Origin of the sequence: Leptolyngbya sp. BC1307 (assembly GCF_002286735.1) — a bacterium.
Lineage (GTDB): Bacteria > Cyanobacteriota > Cyanobacteriia > Phormidesmidales > Phormidesmidaceae > Phormidesmis.
The window spans coordinates 83,288-98,905 of the sequence record NZ_NRTA01000015.1 but is presented as its reverse complement, the minus strand read 5'-3'; the positions used below and the strand labels follow the sequence as shown (position 1 = coordinate 98,905).

Below are 15,618 nucleotides of genomic sequence, written 5' to 3'. Positions count from 1 at the left end.
ACGAAGTCATTGTAAAGATTGTTCGCTGTCACGCACCTGGCTTTCACCACCCCCTAAGCTGCGCTATAGGCGGAGCACTAGCCGACTTTTTGGTAGCGCTTTATAACCAGTGTAGCTATCCAGTCTAACCCGCTGCCAAACGCCCAAAGCAGCCCATAGATTAGCCTGTTAGATTAGATAGAAATCGCCTGCTAGCACCCGCCATGAAAGTCGCCCTCTTGCTGCTGATTAAAGGCTATCGTCAGCTGATATCGCCGCTGTTTCCCCCGGCCTGTCGGTTTCAGCCGACTTGCTCCTGTTATGCTATGGAAGCTATTGAACGGTTTGGACCGCTTCAGGGCAGCTGGCTGGCAGTTCGCCGCATTACCCGCTGCCATCCGCTTCACCCCGGTGGCTATGATCCTGTGCCCGAGCGAGATGCCACCCATCGCCTCTAGCTAGCCACATCGCTCATTACCACAGCCGATTCACCCTATGAAAAAATGCTACGTCCTCGACACCAACGTTCTGCTGCATGACCCGAATGCGCTGCTGAGGTTTGAGGATAACGATGTCATCTTGCCGATGACGGTAATAGAAGAGCTAGATCGGTTTAAAAAGCGACCAGAAGAGATGGGCCGCAACGCCCGGCAAACGTCTCGTATGCTAGACGGACTCAGGCGAAAAGGCAGCTTAACGGAGGGTATTCAGCTAGAGAGCGGCGGGCGAGTTCGGGTGACGCTGTGCCACCGGGAGACGCTCGACAACCTGCCTGCAGAGCTGAACGGCGATGGTGGCGATCACGCCATCTTAGCGGTGGCGCTGGAGGTTAAGCAGCGGTGCGCCTGCCCTGTAGTGATGGTGAGCAAAGACACCAACATGCGGATCAAGGCCGATACGCTGGGTCTGACGGCTGAAGACTACGAAACCGACAAAATAGACGTTGACGATCTCTATACTGGCATGGGCGAAATGCTGGTGAGCGCTGAGCAGATGAATGTGCTGTTTCAGTCTGGGGGCGCGCCGCTAGCTGACTTTCCTCTCGTTAAGGAAAAAATCTTTCCCAATCAGGCGCTGACCCTGATTGATATCAACAATCCGTCACATACGGCGCTGGCCATTTTGCAGGCCGATGGCCAGCTCACGCCGCTGACCAAACTGCCCTACAGCGGCATTTCTCGCATCCACGCGCGCAACCGAGAGCAGCGATTTGCCCTCTCTCTACTGCTCAATGATGAGATACCGCTAGTGACGCTGGTGGGTAAGGCCGGTACGGGGAAGACACTGCTGGCGATCGCTGCTGGTCTGCACAAAGTCACCGAAGAAAAACGCTACACCCGCCTGCTAATTTCTCGCCCGGTCGTCCCCATGGGCAAAGACATCGGCTACCTACCCGGCGACATGGCCGAAAAGCTCACACCCTGGATGCAGCCCCTCTACGATAATTTCGACCTGATTTTCAACACGCAAGACAGCACCGATAAACCCGAGCACTGGCGGCGAGGTCATGAAGAACTCTTAGAAATGGGACTCTTGCAAATTGAAGCGCTCACCTACATTCGCGGGCGCACCATTCCCAAGCAGTTTTTTGTCATTGACGAAGCTCAGAACCTCACCCCTCACGAAGTCAAAACCATTTTGACGAGAGCCGGAGAAGGCACCAAAATCATCTTAACGGGCGACACCGCTCAAATTGACAACCCCTATGTCGATGCTGCCAGCAACGGCCTCACCTACGTCATCGAACGCTTTCGCCATGAACCCCTAGCCGGACACATCACACTCTACCAGGGCGAACGCTCCGATCTAGCCGCCCGCGCCGCCAACCTGCTATAGCCCCTTGCCCCTTGCCCCAGAGGTGACCTCATGAACAGCGCCATCGTTGACCCCACCTTACAGCGGTATAAATCGGCGATCGCCCAAACCCTCACCCAGCTAAAGCACTTCGCCCAATCAATCGACAACGGCCCGCTGGCCAAAACCATCCAAAATCTCCAAGAAAATATTAATCAGCCCTTCCTATTCGTGGTGATTGGAGAAGTAAAAGCGGGTAAAAGTAGCTTTATCAACGCACTACTAGAAAGCGGCGAAATCTGCGAAGTTGGCGCAGATCCCCGTACCAATAAAGTCGCAAAGATTGTCTACGCAGCAGGCGATGCCTACAGCCGCGAAATCAAACCCGGTGAACTACTCGAAATTGGCCGCCCGGTCCCCATCCTTGAACAAATTGCCATTGTCGATACGCCCGGCACCAACAGCCCTTTTCAGCAGCATGAAAACATCACCAAAGAATTTATTCCCAACAGCGATCTAGTTGTCTTTGTCTTCTTCTCTAAAAACCCTTACACCAACACGGCCTGGTCGCTGGTTGACTTTGCTCACCGCGAGTGGAAAAAGCCAGTGATTTTCATTCTGCAACAGGCCGATCTCGCTGACGAGGTTGAGCTACAAGCCTCTCGCCAGTATATAGAACAAGAAGCGCAGCAGCGGCAGATTCTGTCACCCCAAGTATTTGCTACGTCTGCCCGGCAGTCTATTAATGGCGAAGACGGCGGCTTTGAGGCGGTGCAAGCCTTTGTCCGCGACACCATTACCGGCGGCAGAGGCTACCAGCTCAAGCTCGCCTCTAATATCAGCGCCGCTGAGCAAATTGTTGAGCGGCTAGGCCGTGATATGCAGCTGATTCAACAGCAGCTCAAAACCGATGAAGCCGTTGTCAATCGAATCCAGCAGCGGCTCGGGCAGGGAAAAGACCGCTCTCACTATGAGATAGATTCTTTAGTAGACCGGCTGATGGCGCAATATGAGCGCGTGATCTATCAAATCAAAGGTGAGTTTAGAGAGGGGCTGTCTATCTTTGTCTTGGCCAAGCGCTCTTTTCTCTCTTTGTTTAACCGCAGACAGCGCATAGAAACCTGGATTGCTGAGCTTAAAGCCCGCGCTCAGACAGAGCTAGAGTCTACGCTGGATGAAACCTCAAAAGAGGGAGCCAAACGCTTTTTAGATAGCATTCAGCTGCTGATAAAACAGCTTTTAGCAGAGCTGAGTGCCCTCCAAAATGACAGTCTGAGAAATACAGAGATCTCTCTACCGATTGTGGAATATCGTTACGAAGTCATCGAAAGCGTCAAAAGCAAGATCGCTAATCTGCTTGACGATGAGACCTTTATTAACTGCCTGGCGGATACGGCTGATAGCGTTGGGCCAGGCGTCGCCAGCGGCGGCCTGTTAGCGGTGATTGGTGGGGTCATTGCGGCGATTACTGAAGTCGTCATTCTCGATATTTTGGGCAGCGTCTTTTTGGGCGTGGGTGTACTGTTTGCAGGCGGTGTGCTGGTCGCTAAACGGCGTCGCCTCACCGAAAAATTAGACAATGAGCTAGAGCGCAACCGGGATCGCTTTGAAGCCACCGTCTCAGAGCAGCTCAATGCCAAACTCAGCGTCATCTACGAAGAAATTGACCGCAGCTTTGCCGATCTCTACGAATACGTGGAGCGGGAGCATGCCAGCATCGCCCCGCTGAGCGAACAGTTTCAGCAGATCCAGCAGTCCACGCAGCGTCTGGCTAACGATATTCATCAAAACGCTCGTTAGGCCGTGGCTCAGCATCGCTAGAAGCAGGCCGTAAGACGATAGTATTGTCTGGTGCGCTGTTGACAGAACGCTGGAATGCACTACCGAATTCGCCTGGCCGAAGCCGATGATGTCGCCTTTTTGCCTGAAATAGAGCGCGCTGCCGCTGAGCAGTTTGTCCCCTATGTAGACTGGCTGGAGATTTCGACTGATCTGCTCAAAGAGCTGACCACGCCGAAGTTTTTGCGGAAAGCGCAGACTGAGCGGCGGCTGTGGGTGGCAGTGGTAGCAGGGCAACCGGTAGGCTTTATCGTCGTTAAATTCTTGCTAAAAAGCTGCTTTATAGTGGAGCTAGACGTGCATCCTGACTACATTCGTCAGGGTATTGGCTCGGCGCTGGTAGAGGCTTGCTGTTTGGGTGCGCAGGCTAGGGGGTTTGGGCAAGTCACGCTGACAACGTTTCGCCAAGTTCCCTGGAATATTCCTTTTTATCGGCGTTTGGGGTTTGAGGTGCTGCCCGCTGAGCGCTGGTCTATAGAAATCAGGGCAATTGTGCAGCACGAGGCTCGCTATGGCTTTGCTGCTGAAAAACGAGCGGTGATGAGCCGGTCTGTGCCTGCGCTATCGATTCGCTAGGGCGGCTAGGGGGTAGAAATATGGCAGCTGAGGTCGATAGTGAAGCAATTAAGCAAAAAGCGATCGCCCTTGGCTTTCATCAGGTCGGCATTGCGACTATTTTCCCTGTGCCCGATCAATCAGAGCAGGCTGCTACCGCCGCCCTCCAGCAATGGCTAGCGCAAGGCTTCCAGGCCGACATGGGCTGGATGGAAAGCAGCAAACGGCAGGATATTCGGCAGATCATGCCAGCGGCCAAATCTATCATCTGCGTGGCGCTAAATTACTATACCGATCACCAGAGACCCACCGGAGAGCAGTACGCCAAAATCTCACGCTATGGCTGGGGCCGAGACTATCACCGCGTGCTGACCAAAAAGCTCAAGCAGCTCTGCGAGTGGCTGCGGGCTCAAGATGAGGCGATAGAGGCGCGGCTGTATGCCGATACTGGCCCAGTGCAGGACAAGTTTTGGGCGCAGCAGGCGGGACTGGGCTGGATTGCTAAAAACGGTAATGTGATCACCCGGCGCTACGGCTCTTGGGTATTCTTAGGGGAGATTATTACGAACTTAGCGCTGGTGGCCGATCAGCCTCACGCTGCCCACTGCGGCACCTGCACCCGCTGCATCACAGCCTGCCCCACTGAGGCGATTCGGGCACCGGGGGTGGTCGATGCCAACCGCTGCATTGCCTATCACACCATTGAAAACCGGGATGAACAGCTACCTGTAGAAGTCGCCTCTCATCTGCAAAACTGGGTCGCAGGCTGCGATATCTGTCAGGACGTATGCCCGTGGAATCAGCGATTTGCTCAGGAGACCGACGAAGCCGCTTTTCACCCCTATCCTGACAATGTGGCCCCGACGCTGACGGATCTGGCTAACCTCACAGAAGCCGAGTGGAATCGACGATTTCCGGCCTCGGCCCTCCGACGAATTAAGCCGCCCATGATGAGACGCAATGCGCGAGCGGCGATCGCCGCCCAAACCAATCCTCAAACTAATCCTCAAACCAATCCCCAGCCCAACGCTAGAAATAACGCCACCCCGAACAATGATATGGTCACTGATAGCCTTCTATAGAAGCGCCAGACGGCCAGAACACGCAGTGTTAAAAAGATGACGGTCAAAGATAGCATCCAGAGTCCAGATGACGATTTAGAACAGCCCTCAGCCGATCTTTCGGAGGCGGCTAAGGCTAAAAGCGGCTGGCAAAAGTGGGTGATAGACAATGCCAAACTGGTTGTGATCGCCCTGATAATTTCCGCCTTTGTCCGCATATTCATTGCCGAGCCGCGCTATATTCCCTCACCTTCAATGGTGCCGACCTTAGCAGTTGGCGATCGCCTGCTCGTCGAAAAAGTCTCTTACCGCCTGCACAGCCCCGAGCGCGGCGACATCGTTGTCTTTGAGCCGCCGCCTCAGCTTCAAGAATATGGCTATCTGGCGAGTCAGGCATTTATCAAGCGCGTGATTGGCCTACCTGGGCAAACCGTGCGGGTAAGTCAGGGGCAGGTCTGGATCGACGGCCAGCCCACGGTAGAGCGCTACATTTTAGAATCGCCTGACTATGAGATGCCGCCTGTTCAGGTACCGGCTGGCAGTCTGTTTGTCATGGGTGACAACCGCAACGACAGCAATGACTCTCACGTCTGGGGCTTTTTACCCACGCAAAATGTGATTGGCCGCGCCGCCTTTCGCTTTTGGCCGCTAGATAAGATAGAGCGCATCGGCAGTAAAGCCGTCTAAAACCCCAGCTAGAACCCCAGCTAGAACCCCAGCTAAAACCTCAAATAGTGCAGTAGTTCGGCAGTGAGCTGCGGGGTTAACCGGAGCCTCTGCTGCAAGTCGGCCAAGTCTCTATAGGGACCTGCCTGCCTGTAGTGAATAATTGCTCGACCTAAGAACTTATCGACTGCCGGAATCGTCGTTAGCTGGTCGGCAGTAGCGGTGTTGACGGCGATCGCCACCGGTTCAAGCCGATCCGCGCTGTAGTAGCAAAACTGTAGAATTGCCCGCCAGCGGCAAATTTGTTGTACCGGCAGACCTAGCGCCGCTGCTACATCTTCTATGCAGTTAAAAGCCAATCCCCGCTCGGTAAGGCAAGTCAGCGACCGGGCCTGATGAATAGAGATGCCCGGCAGACGTAGCCAGTCATCGACAGATGCGGTATTGGCATCAATGCGATCGCCCCAGCTAGCGGCCAGCTCTACTTCGTCGAATGAACGAAATCGGTAATAGGGTTCCTGCTGCAGGCGGCGACGCAGCGGGTGCCAGGGTTGGGCCAAAAACTTCTTGAGCATGACGGTCGCAGTTAAGTCATTCCCCTTCAGGCTATCCGATCTAGCAGCTGGCGGCGCTTTTGCTCAAACTCATATTCAGTCATTAGCCCCTCTTGTCGCAGCTGGTCAAGATCGCGCAGGGCGATCGCCACCTGACTGGCGACCTGCGCGGAACTCACTGAGCTAACACCGGTCTCTGCGGCAACGCTGGCAAGCACAGCCCCCGCCTTAGGAAAACGAGAGACAAAGCCCTCATCGCTCTGAGTTAGATACCAAACGCCCTCCAAACAGCAGGCTACCTGAGGCAGCAGCGTTGGAGCCAACACCAGATAAGTGATACCCCATAGATACTGCCCCAGATAAAACTTATGTAGCCAGGCCAGCGGAATGGGGCTTGGCAGCGCACCGGCAAAGGCCAGGGCGATCGCAATCTGACGACGGTTAGCAAGAGTGGTCATCGTTTCTATAGCAGCGGAAAACCCCAGCTGATAGCCATTTAGCAAAAAGAATGGGCACTGTATAGGATAGCAATTGTTGCGCGCTGGCATGTCAAAAACCGAACTGTTTGCCGAATTGATTCCCCTAGTCGAGACCGACCCGTTTGCTCTGTTAGGCGTTTCTGTCAGTGCTGACGAAAAACAAATTGCCAAACGCTACCGGCAAATCGCCAAGCAGTTACACCCAGATGCGATCGCTCAAATAGCAACGGCTCAAACAGCGGATCAGGCACTAGCCGCCGAAGCGATCGCCCGCATCGTCAACCCCTCTTATCAAAAGCTCAAGTACGAAAAAGGCCGTCAAGAAGCCCTTATCAACCTTCGGCTGCGAATGAGGCGACTAGTTCGCACCGAAGAACTAACACCGACCTTCGAAAGCGCTCAGCAGCTTGCCCAGGTAGACGGCAAAGCCGTCAATGTTTTTTATGAGATGGCGCTGACCCAACTGGCTCAAGACCAGTTTCAGCGACTGAGCAGCTCGCACGCACATTTTTTAGAGATAGACCAGCTCAATCTGGTCTTTCTGCAGCGTCAGGTCAGTGGCATCATTACCTGCCCCAAACGGACCGGGCTGATGTCAATGCCCGTCGCGGCCAGCCCGACTGCTGCAGAAGCTACGCTGAGCAAGGCAGCCGCAGTCGCCGAGGCCGCACCCATTGACTACGCCGAAAAGCACATCACCCGAGCTAAAACCTATCTCACTCAACAAAACTATACAGCGGCAGTACAAGAGCTGCGCGAAGCCCTCAAAATCACGCCCCGCAGCGCCGAGATTCACTCGCTCATCGGCCAGGCTTACTACAAGCAACAGCTGCTCGGCATGGCGAAAACCCACTTCCGACAGGCACTCAAGCTCAATCCCACCCATCACGTTGCCCAAAAATACGGCCAGCTACTGGGTATTTTAGACATGACAGCCGAAACAGCGCCTAAAAAGCCCTGGCTGGGCCGACTGCTTCATCGCTAGCGATCGGCGGTTCTCCGCCCAGAGAGGCCAGCCATCGCTCAACAATAAACTTTATCCGAAGTAGTGAAATCTCACCTTGGCGGGCAGTCGGTCAGCTCTTACGCTAGTTATTGTAGATTTACAGACAATGGCCCCTACCCCCTTACTGGAACTTGGGCTGGCTCTGTGTACCGCAGTGGTGATAGTCATGGGAATGTTTGATTCAGACCTGGTGCAGCAAGAAGCGATGCAGCTGTTTCAGGATTATCAGTCTCTGATGCAGCTCGGCAGCAGCTACGGCAAGTTTGATCAAAAAGGCAAAAAGCTCTTTATTGAACAAATGGAGTCCGTCATGGAGCGCTATCGCATCTTTATGAAGCGCTTTGAACTCTCTGAAGACTTCATGGCCAAAATGACTATGGAGCAGCTCAAAACTCAGCTCAGTCAGTTTGGCACCAACCCCCAGCAGATGTTCGACCAAATGCATCAAACGCTAGAGCGGATGAAGGCCGAAGTTGGCGATTCGTGATTTCGACTGCGCGCAGTCGAAACTACGGGCGAATAAATTCTCCGGGCTGGCGGAAGTTTTCTACCGGCTCGTCACGCAGCGCCTGAATCATAAAGTTGCGCCAAACCGGAGCGGCATAGCCTCCCCCCGTAGCGCCCCTGCCCAGAGGCCGGTTGTCGTCGTTGCCGACCCATACAGCGGCGGCTAGCTGCGGCACATAGCCAACAAACCACACATCTTTCTGAGAGTCAGTAGTGCCCGTCTTACCAGCTGCCGGGCGGCCAATCTGAGCGTTGGTCGCCGTTCCCTGCTCGATTACTCCGCGCAGCACATCGGTGAGGGCAGCACTTGCCCACGGATCAAGCACAAGCTGCGGCTTAGGTGTGTTGTCCAGCACGATATTGCCATTGCTGTCGGTAACATGCACGATTAGCGTCGGCTCGGAGTGCCAGCCGTAGTTGGCAAAGGTAGCATAAGCGCCTACTAGCTCCATCGGCGTCAGGTCTACCGCGCCCAAGGGCAGAGCAGTTACTGGGTCCATCGGGCTCTCGATGCCCAGCGTACGCGCAATCTCGACGATGCGATTGATACCTACGGCCTGACCGAGCTTGACGGCGGGCACGTTGCGAGAGGTCTCTAGGGCTTTGCGCAGGGAAATACTGCCCATAAATGAGCCGTCGTAGTTGCGCGGGGTGTAGTAGTTGGAGCCGTCCGGATAGGTCACAGAAGCGTCGTTGATGGTGCTGTCGGGGGTGAACTTGCCTGAGGCAAACGCGGCGTAGTAGACAAAAGGCTTAAAGGCAGAGCCGGGCTGACGCCGGGATTGAACGGCTCGGTTAAACTGGCTGGTCTTGTAGTTGACACCACCAACTAGGGCTTTAACAAAATGGGTGCGTGGATCGATGGCGACTAGGGCCATCTCATCGGCATAAGCACCGTTGCCAAAAAAGCGGTAGTAGCTGTCAGCAACGGTCTCTTCGGCAATCCGCTGGAGGTTCAAATCGATAGAGGTCTGAATGCGCATACCGCCTCTGGCCATCGCCTCCTGGCCAAATTTCTCGGTTAGCTCCTGCAGCACCGCATCCGTCACATAGGGAGCCTGGCTAGAGCGAAATGAGGTGATTTCTCCCAGCTTTAGCGGTTGGGCTTTGGCCGCTTCTACGTCTTCTGCGGTGATCCAGTTGAGTTCACGCATCCGGCCGAGCACAATCCGCTGGCGTTCTTTAGCCGTTTGGTAGTCAACGAAAGGGCTGTAGCTCTCCGGCGCTTGAATGAGACCCGCCATCATCGCCGATTCGGCCAGGGTCAGGTCTTTAGCAGATTTGCCAAAGTAGCTCTGGGCAGCGGTTTCTGCGCCGTAGGTGTTGTGTCCCCAGTACACCTGATTGAGATAGAGTTCAAAGATTTCATTCTTCTCAAAGATCTGCTCAATCCGCATCGCCAGGACGACTTCTACGAGCTTGCGGCTGATGGTGCGCTCGGGTGAGAGAAAGAGGTTTTTCACCAGCTGCATAGTGACGGTAGAGCCCCCTTGAACGGTGCTACCGGCGCTGAAGTTGGCTAAAAAGGCCCGGCCAATACCGCTGGGGTTGATGCCCTGGTGGGTGTAGTAATAGCTGTCTTCAATGGCGAGGACAGCGCGTTTGAGGTTGGGAGAAATTTCGTTGAGGTCTACCACATCGCGGTTGGCTTCGTCGTGTACGCTGTCGAGCAAGGTACCATTGACATCGTAGACGTAGCTAGTTTCTGAAGGGATGTAATTGCGCAAGATCCGCACATCGGGCAGGTTGCGGAAGCTAATCGCTAGTCCTACTAAGCCGCCTGCAGCTACCGAGCTACCCAGCATGGTCAGCGTTAGCAGTGTCGTCGCTCCAATTTGGCCAACTTCTTGAATGTAGCGAAGCACCTGGTGCGATCGCACCGATGAGCCACCTGGCGAGCTTCTGCGCGGTCTGACTTTGCGATAAGTATTAGAAGACACAGGGAGACGATAGTTCCTAATTTAAGGGGAGCTTACCTGATGATGCCGAAAAGCGCTACGGCATTGCCAGGCAGTTATGACCGATACGATGAAAGAAGGATAACCAAATCAACTGAAATAACTAACACCCTAGCGCAATAAACTTGACTGGCTGGCTGACTTACGCTGACTTCAAGTTTAGCTACTGGATAAATATAGATGATCTCTCGTAGATATCCAGGCTTTTATGATTTTTCTTATGGAGTTCGCATATACAGACAGTTCAAAGCCGTATTTTCACCGAGATCCGCCGAGCAGCTTTCAAACCGACCCACTTTTGACTTGGGCTATCTATAGCGTTGGTCACTTTGCTGAGGTACAGCACACTGGCTAAAAGCCTTATGTTGCAACAGGCAAAGTGACTCGCAGTACCCGAATGCATCCGGGTACTGCGATAAAGCACCAGAGGTTCACCCATAAAGCTACACTGTCAGAGCCCCGGCTTAGTGCCTTGGCATAGCAATGTTAACCCTCTCTCTGCTCATGACTGCTAGCACTGCTGCAAATTCACCCTCACCTTCTGCGATTCCGCCAGCGCTGACCGATATCTACCGGGGCGTGAGTGAAGTTTTCCCCGATCAGCCCGGTTCAACTGACGGCAATGATAATTTGATCTCGCGGCTACAGCAGAGTGACCAGCCCCTGCGAGTAAAGCTCGGCATTGACCCAACCGGCTCCGAGATTCACTTGGGCCACAGCATTGTGGTGCGCAAGCTGCGCGATTTTCAAGATGCAGGTCACACAGCCGTGCTGCTAATTGGTGACTTTACCGCGCAGATTGGCGACCCGACCGACCGAGCAGAAGTCCGCAAACAGCTGAGCCCAACCGAGGTCAAGGCTAACGCCGAAACCTATATCGACCAAGTGCGGCCCATTTTAGACTTTGATACGCCTGGGAGACTAGAGATTCGCTACAACTCGGAGTGGCTAGCTGGTATAGATCTCAGCAAGCTGCTAGAGCTGTTGAGTACGATGACGCTGGGCCAAATGCTGGCAAAAGAAGGGTTCGCCAATCGCTACGAAAAAGGCACGCCGGTCTACATGCACGAGTTTTTATATCCGCTGCTCCAGGGCTATGACTCGGTAGCATTGGAGTCTGACGTGGAGCTAGGCGGCACTGACCAAAAGTTTAACGTGGCGGTCGGGCGCGATTTGCAGCGTCATTTCAACCAGCGGCCTCAGTTTGGTATGCTGCTACCGCTGCTGATCGGCACTGACGGCAGCCAAAAAATGTCTAAGTCTTTGGGTAACTACGTCGGCCTGAAAGAAGACCCGCTCTCGATGTATTCCAAGCTGGAGAAAACGGCTGACGCGGTAATTGTGGACTACTTTACGCATCTGACCAAGCTGCCTTTAGATGAGCTGCCAGATAACCCGCGAGAGCAGCAAAAGCTGCTGGCTAAAACGGTCACCAGCCAATTTCACGGAGAGCAGGCGGCAGCGCAGGCCCAGCAAGATGCGCTGACGCTTGTGCAAGGACAGGCCCAAGCGGCTGAAGCGGTCGCCGAATTTTCACTCGCTGAGGTTGGGTTTCCGGCTAAGCTGTTTTATTTGCTGGGAGCAACGCCGCTTTGCGCCAGCAGTAGTGAAGCGCGCCGTCATGTTCACGGGGGGGCGGTAAAACTCGACGGTGAAAAGATGAGCGATCCCAATCTCACGTTTGAAAGCGCTGATGAGCTGACCGGAAAGGTGCTACAGGTTGGGAAGAAGAAGTTTGTGCGGTTGGTCGCTTAAAAAAATGGGCAGTGCGTCTGAGCAAATTATTGTGCCGCTGGATGTGCCGGGTGAAGGGGAAGCGATCGCTCTCCTCGACGCTCTCCCGCAGGTCACCTTTTGGAAAGTGGGCCTAGAGCTGTTTGTCAGCAGCGGCCCGACCCTGCTAAAAGAGCTGAAATCTCGTAATAAGCGCATCTTTTTAGATCTGAAGTTTCACGACATTCCGAATACAATGGCCGGGGCTTGTCGGGCGGCGGGGCGCTACGGTGTGGATTTGCTGACGGTCCATGCAGCATCTGGGAAAGCCGCTCTGATGGCAGCGCAGACTGCGGCGGCTGAAGGCGCTCAGGCCAGCGGCTGCGAGCCGCCCAGGGTAATTGCGGTGACGCTGCTCACGAGTATTGACGAGCGATCGCTGTCTACCGATCTCAAAATACCTGTTGCCCTTACAGACTATATCCAGCAGATGGCGCTATTGGCTCAGGAGAGCGGTCTGCGGGGGGCGGTCTGTTCTCCCCAAGAAGCCAGCCTGCTCAGACGCACCTGCGGCGATGACTTTTGGCTGGTCTGCCCGGGGGTGAGGCCCACTTGGGCGCAAAAAGGCGATCAGCAGCGGGCGATGACCCCAGCCGAAGCGGTGCAGGCGGGCGCTCACTACCTGGTGATTGGCAGGCCGATTACACAAGCAGCCGATCCGGCAGCGGCCTTTGCGCAGATCTGTGAGGAAATGGGCGGATGATCGGATGGGCGATCGCGGCAACCTTGAGTCTAAAGCTACCGAACGGCGAGGCGGGCAACGTACTCTCGCCTATTCCGCAGGCGGCTGTCATAGACCCGCAGATGGAGCGTAAGCCCGCTAGTGAAGATGGCGCTACCGGCAGCGAGCCCGATCCGCCTCGGCCCTATATGCCGTTACGACCCCAGACGACCTGCCCCGCAGAAGTTGAGCCGCTCACAGCGCTATTGCTTCGAGACATTCCCAACTATACCAATCGGGTATTGCAGCGCACCGTAGCGGCCCTACCTGGCAACGAAGCCGATGGCCGCGCGCCCTACCGCCCCTCTTATGTGCTAATTGCGGGCAGGTCTGAGCTAGAGCCGCTGGACTTGAATGACTATATGTATACGACTTCGCCGGATGCGGGCGGCCCGATCACTCAAATATTTTTTACCACGCTATCGCGACAGTATTCGGGGCTGCGCGACAAACAGGTGCAGGAATATCACTGGCTGTTTTTGACTCAGGCCGATGACGGCTGGCGGCTGGCGCTGATGTTTTCGGCAATAGATGATGTGGGGAATGTGCGATCGCCTCTACCCCCCCGTGAAAACAGTCATGGCAGCGTCGGTCAGGCCGTACAGCTATGGCTGCGAGACTGCCGGGCCGGAGCGATTTATCCTTTAGAATGAATGCCTTGGATATTAGACAGCTATAGCTTTTACCGCTTCTCGGTATGTAATTCGTGGCCAAAGATAGATTTCACGATGTTGTAAAAACCGCCTTGATCAAAGACGGATGGACAATCACTCACGACCCGCTCGACATACAAGTTGGCGGCGTTGAGATGGAAATTGATTTGGGCGCTGAGTGTCTCTTGGCGGCTGAACGGCAGGGCCAAAAGATTGCTATCGAAGTCAAAAGCTTCTTGGCTTCCAGTTCTACAATTACAGAATTTCATCGAGCGCTGGGGCAGTTCATTAACTATCGAGGAGCACTTCGGATTAACGAACCGGAGCGTGTTCTATACCTAGCAATTCCTTTAAGAACTTACAATGGCTTTTTCCAACTGGACTTTCCCAGAGCAATGGTAGAGGAAAATCAGTTAAAGCTTTTGATTTACGAAGTGAGTAGTCAGGAGATTGTGTCGTGGAAAAGTTAGCTCGCTATCAGACGATTGTTCAAGATCTGCTACATGCATACGCAAAACACAAACCCGCATACGGAGAAATAGATGTCGAAGTTAGTTTTGATACCGAACGTCATCACTACCTGATTTGGCACACGGGCTGGCTGCACAAGCGGTGGGTACATCATTCTCCGATTCACTGTGTTATCAGAGATGGAAAAATATGGCTATTGGCGAATTCTACTGAGCATGATGTTGCCGCAGATATGGTGGAAAACGGCATTTCTAAAGAAGATATTGTGCTTGGGTTCCATCCGCGCTATATGCGTGAGTACACAGATTATGCGGTTGGATAGTGAAACCAATCCGACCTCTGCTGCCCTCACGAGTCAGCACAGATGACTCGTGAGGCGTGCCTTACTGCTCTCCTAATGACCGCTATGATGTAAGGCGATGCGTAAATGAGCCATTCTGTGTCTTCCCCATCCAATTCACGGCTATATAAAAGGCTCGACGTGTCACCAGCAGCGCTAAAGGATTTTTATGAGCGATCACCCATCGTAGTAAAGAATAACGGAGCTGACATTTTTCGGCTCTATCCGACGGGAAGACTTTGATGCCGATAGTGATATTGATGTTCTAGTTAGGCTGGTTCCAGACGGCAGCATGAGCCTGATGGATGTTGTCGGTCTTGAGTACCAGTTTGAAGACTTATTCCATCGAAAGGTTGACCTTGTAGAGCGCGAGGCGGTTGAATCTGACCACAACTGGATACGACGACGCGAAATCTTAAGCAATACTCAGATAGTTTATGAATCGCGAACAGTCCTATCTTCTTGACCTCCATTATTGCCGAGAGAATAATCTGAGCTAAGACTCAGCGCGAATTTCGTCTAGTTTGGTCTTCACAGCTTGAATGTCTTGCCACATGAGCCACTTGGGTTTGCCGGGCTCCCGAGAAGGGTTGCGCAGCAAGTAGGCCGGGTGAAGAATGGGCATACACAGGCGACCTTCCCACTCAATCCACTGGCCGCGAATTTTAGTGATGCCGCGCTTTTCGCTAGGGATGATGCCCTTCACGGAAGTGGCCCCTGTCAGCAAAATGAGCTTGGGGTCAACCAGACGAATTTGTTCGAGTATGTAGGGGCGACAGGCGTTGATTTCGGCAGTGGTGGGGTTGCGGTTTTCGGGCGGACGACATTTGACGATGTTGCAAATGTAAACGTCTTTTTCGCTGTCAATGCGCACTGACCCTAGAATTTTTTCTAATAGTTGCCCTGATCTGCCGACAAAGGGGAGACCTTGCTCGTCTTCCTGCTGGCCAGGGCCTTCACCGATAATCATAATCGGCGCAGTGCGGCTGCCTCGGCTGACAACGACGTTAGTGCGTGTTTCGGCAAGTTCGCAGCGCTGACAGCCTTTGCAGTGACCCGCTAGCGTATCTAGCGACGTATAGGTGCCTGGTGGGATGGGGACTTTGGCGCTGGTCGGAATTTTGTCAATATCAAAGTCTGCGGGGGGCGGGGTGGCTTCTACGCCGCTGGCGCTGAAGAGGTCGATCTGCTCAGCCATGGACTCTTGGTATACCGGATCACTACCCTCTCAGTCTAAAGGGAAAGGACTAAGTCAAGCGGAT

Annotated in this window: 18 protein-coding genes; 14 read left to right on the top strand and 4 right to left on the bottom strand. The window is 54.0% G+C overall.

Annotated elements, in window-relative coordinates; all coding sequences use genetic code 11:
- The first annotated feature begins 203 nt into the window (after positions 1-203).
- The 6 genes from yidD (at position 204) to lepB (ending at position 5,915) form a co-directional block, all read left to right on the top strand.
- Positions 204-437, top strand: a complete 234-nt coding sequence (gene yidD, locus CKL79_RS10935; protein ID WP_121969612.1) for a membrane protein insertion efficiency factor YidD — start codon at positions 204-206, stop codon at positions 435-437.
- Between the two features lie 37 nt (positions 438-474).
- Positions 475-1,815: a PhoH family protein gene (locus CKL79_RS10930; protein WP_121969611.1), complete on the top strand. Its 1,341-nt coding sequence runs from the start codon at positions 475-477 to the stop codon at positions 1,813-1,815.
- 30 nt (positions 1,816-1,845) lie between these two features.
- Entirely contained in the window at positions 1,846-3,573 is a 1,728-nt protein-coding gene (locus CKL79_RS10925; protein ID WP_121969610.1) for a dynamin family protein, read from the top strand.
- A 75-nt stretch (positions 3,574-3,648) separates the two neighbouring features.
- On the top strand, positions 3,649-4,188 hold the full coding sequence (locus CKL79_RS10920) for a GNAT family N-acetyltransferase (RefSeq protein ID WP_121969609.1): 540 nt from the start codon (positions 3,649-3,651) through the stop codon (positions 4,186-4,188).
- A 20-nt stretch (positions 4,189-4,208) separates the two neighbouring features.
- Positions 4,209-5,249 (top strand): tRNA epoxyqueuosine(34) reductase QueG, encoded by a 1,041-nt coding sequence (gene queG / locus CKL79_RS10915; RefSeq protein WP_121969608.1) that lies wholly within the window; start codon positions 4,209-4,211, stop codon positions 5,247-5,249.
- Between the two features lie 36 nt (positions 5,250-5,285).
- Positions 5,286-5,915 (top strand): signal peptidase I, encoded by a 630-nt coding sequence (gene lepB, locus CKL79_RS10910; RefSeq protein WP_121969607.1) that lies wholly within the window; start codon positions 5,286-5,288, stop codon positions 5,913-5,915.
- Between the two features lie 32 nt (positions 5,916-5,947).
- Here lepB and CKL79_RS10905 read toward each other — a convergent pair whose 3' ends face one another.
- Together CKL79_RS10905 and CKL79_RS10900 are read right to left on the bottom strand one after the other, a co-directional pair.
- Positions 5,948-6,469: a helix-hairpin-helix domain-containing protein gene (locus CKL79_RS10905; RefSeq protein WP_121969606.1), complete on the bottom strand. Its 522-nt coding sequence runs from the start codon at positions 6,467-6,469 to the stop codon at positions 5,948-5,950.
- A gap of 26 nt (positions 6,470-6,495) precedes the next feature.
- On the bottom strand, positions 6,496-6,906 hold the full coding sequence (locus CKL79_RS10900; RefSeq protein WP_121969624.1) for an SHOCT domain-containing protein: 411 nt from the start codon (positions 6,904-6,906) through the stop codon (positions 6,496-6,498).
- Between the two features lie 88 nt (positions 6,907-6,994).
- Here CKL79_RS10900 and CKL79_RS10895 point away from each other — a divergent pair, with 88 nt between their 5' ends.
- Both CKL79_RS10895 and CKL79_RS10890 read left to right on the top strand, forming a co-directional pair.
- Positions 6,995-7,912 (top strand): tetratricopeptide repeat protein, encoded by a 918-nt coding sequence (locus CKL79_RS10895; protein WP_121969605.1) that lies wholly within the window; start codon positions 6,995-6,997, stop codon positions 7,910-7,912.
- Positions 7,913-8,099: 187 nt separating this feature from the next.
- On the top strand, positions 8,100-8,420 hold the full coding sequence (locus tag CKL79_RS10890; protein ID WP_121969623.1) for a DUF1825 family protein: 321 nt from the start codon (positions 8,100-8,102) through the stop codon (positions 8,418-8,420).
- Between the two features lie 22 nt (positions 8,421-8,442).
- On the opposite strand, the gene CKL79_RS10885 is transcribed toward CKL79_RS10890, so the two are convergent.
- Positions 8,443-10,320 (bottom strand): penicillin-binding protein 1A, encoded by a 1,878-nt coding sequence (locus tag CKL79_RS10885; RefSeq protein ID WP_205879057.1) that lies wholly within the window; start codon positions 10,318-10,320, stop codon positions 8,443-8,445.
- A 624-nt stretch (positions 10,321-10,944) separates the two neighbouring features.
- Between CKL79_RS10885 and tyrS the strand changes: the two genes are divergently transcribed.
- From tyrS to CKL79_RS23865, 6 genes are all read left to right on the top strand, one after another.
- Positions 10,945-12,153, top strand: coding sequence for a tyrosine--tRNA ligase (gene tyrS, locus CKL79_RS10880; protein WP_170944034.1), 1,209 nt, complete (start codon positions 10,945-10,947; stop codon positions 12,151-12,153).
- Between the two features lie 4 nt (positions 12,154-12,157).
- The gene (gene pyrF / locus CKL79_RS10875) at positions 12,158-12,874 is read left to right on the top strand and encodes an orotidine-5'-phosphate decarboxylase (protein WP_121969604.1); all 717 of its coding nucleotides are present in this window, start codon (positions 12,158-12,160) and stop codon (positions 12,872-12,874) included.
- Positions 12,871-13,545, top strand: coding sequence for a hypothetical protein (locus CKL79_RS10870; RefSeq protein ID WP_205879056.1), 675 nt, complete (start codon positions 12,871-12,873; stop codon positions 13,543-13,545). Before pyrF ends, CKL79_RS10870 begins: the two co-directional genes overlap by 4 nt.
- Before the next feature lie 53 nt (positions 13,546-13,598).
- Positions 13,599-14,015: an element excision factor XisH family protein gene (locus CKL79_RS10865; RefSeq protein WP_121969603.1), complete on the top strand. Its 417-nt coding sequence runs from the start codon at positions 13,599-13,601 to the stop codon at positions 14,013-14,015.
- A complete protein-coding gene (locus tag CKL79_RS10860) occupies positions 14,003-14,338 on the top strand; it encodes a XisI protein (protein ID WP_121969602.1) in 336 nt (111 codons plus the stop codon). Before CKL79_RS10865 ends, CKL79_RS10860 begins: the two co-directional genes overlap by 13 nt.
- Positions 14,339-14,552: 214 nt before the next feature.
- The gene (locus CKL79_RS23865) at positions 14,553-14,822 is read left to right on the top strand and encodes a nucleotidyltransferase domain-containing protein (protein ID WP_346427059.1); all 270 of its coding nucleotides are present in this window, start codon (positions 14,553-14,555) and stop codon (positions 14,820-14,822) included.
- Between the two features lie 30 nt (positions 14,823-14,852).
- On the opposite strand, the gene CKL79_RS10850 is transcribed toward CKL79_RS23865, so the two are convergent.
- Positions 14,853-15,554, bottom strand: a complete 702-nt coding sequence (locus CKL79_RS10850) for a uracil-DNA glycosylase (RefSeq protein WP_121969601.1) — start codon at positions 15,552-15,554, stop codon at positions 14,853-14,855.
- Between the last annotated feature and the right edge of the window lie 64 nt (positions 15,555-15,618).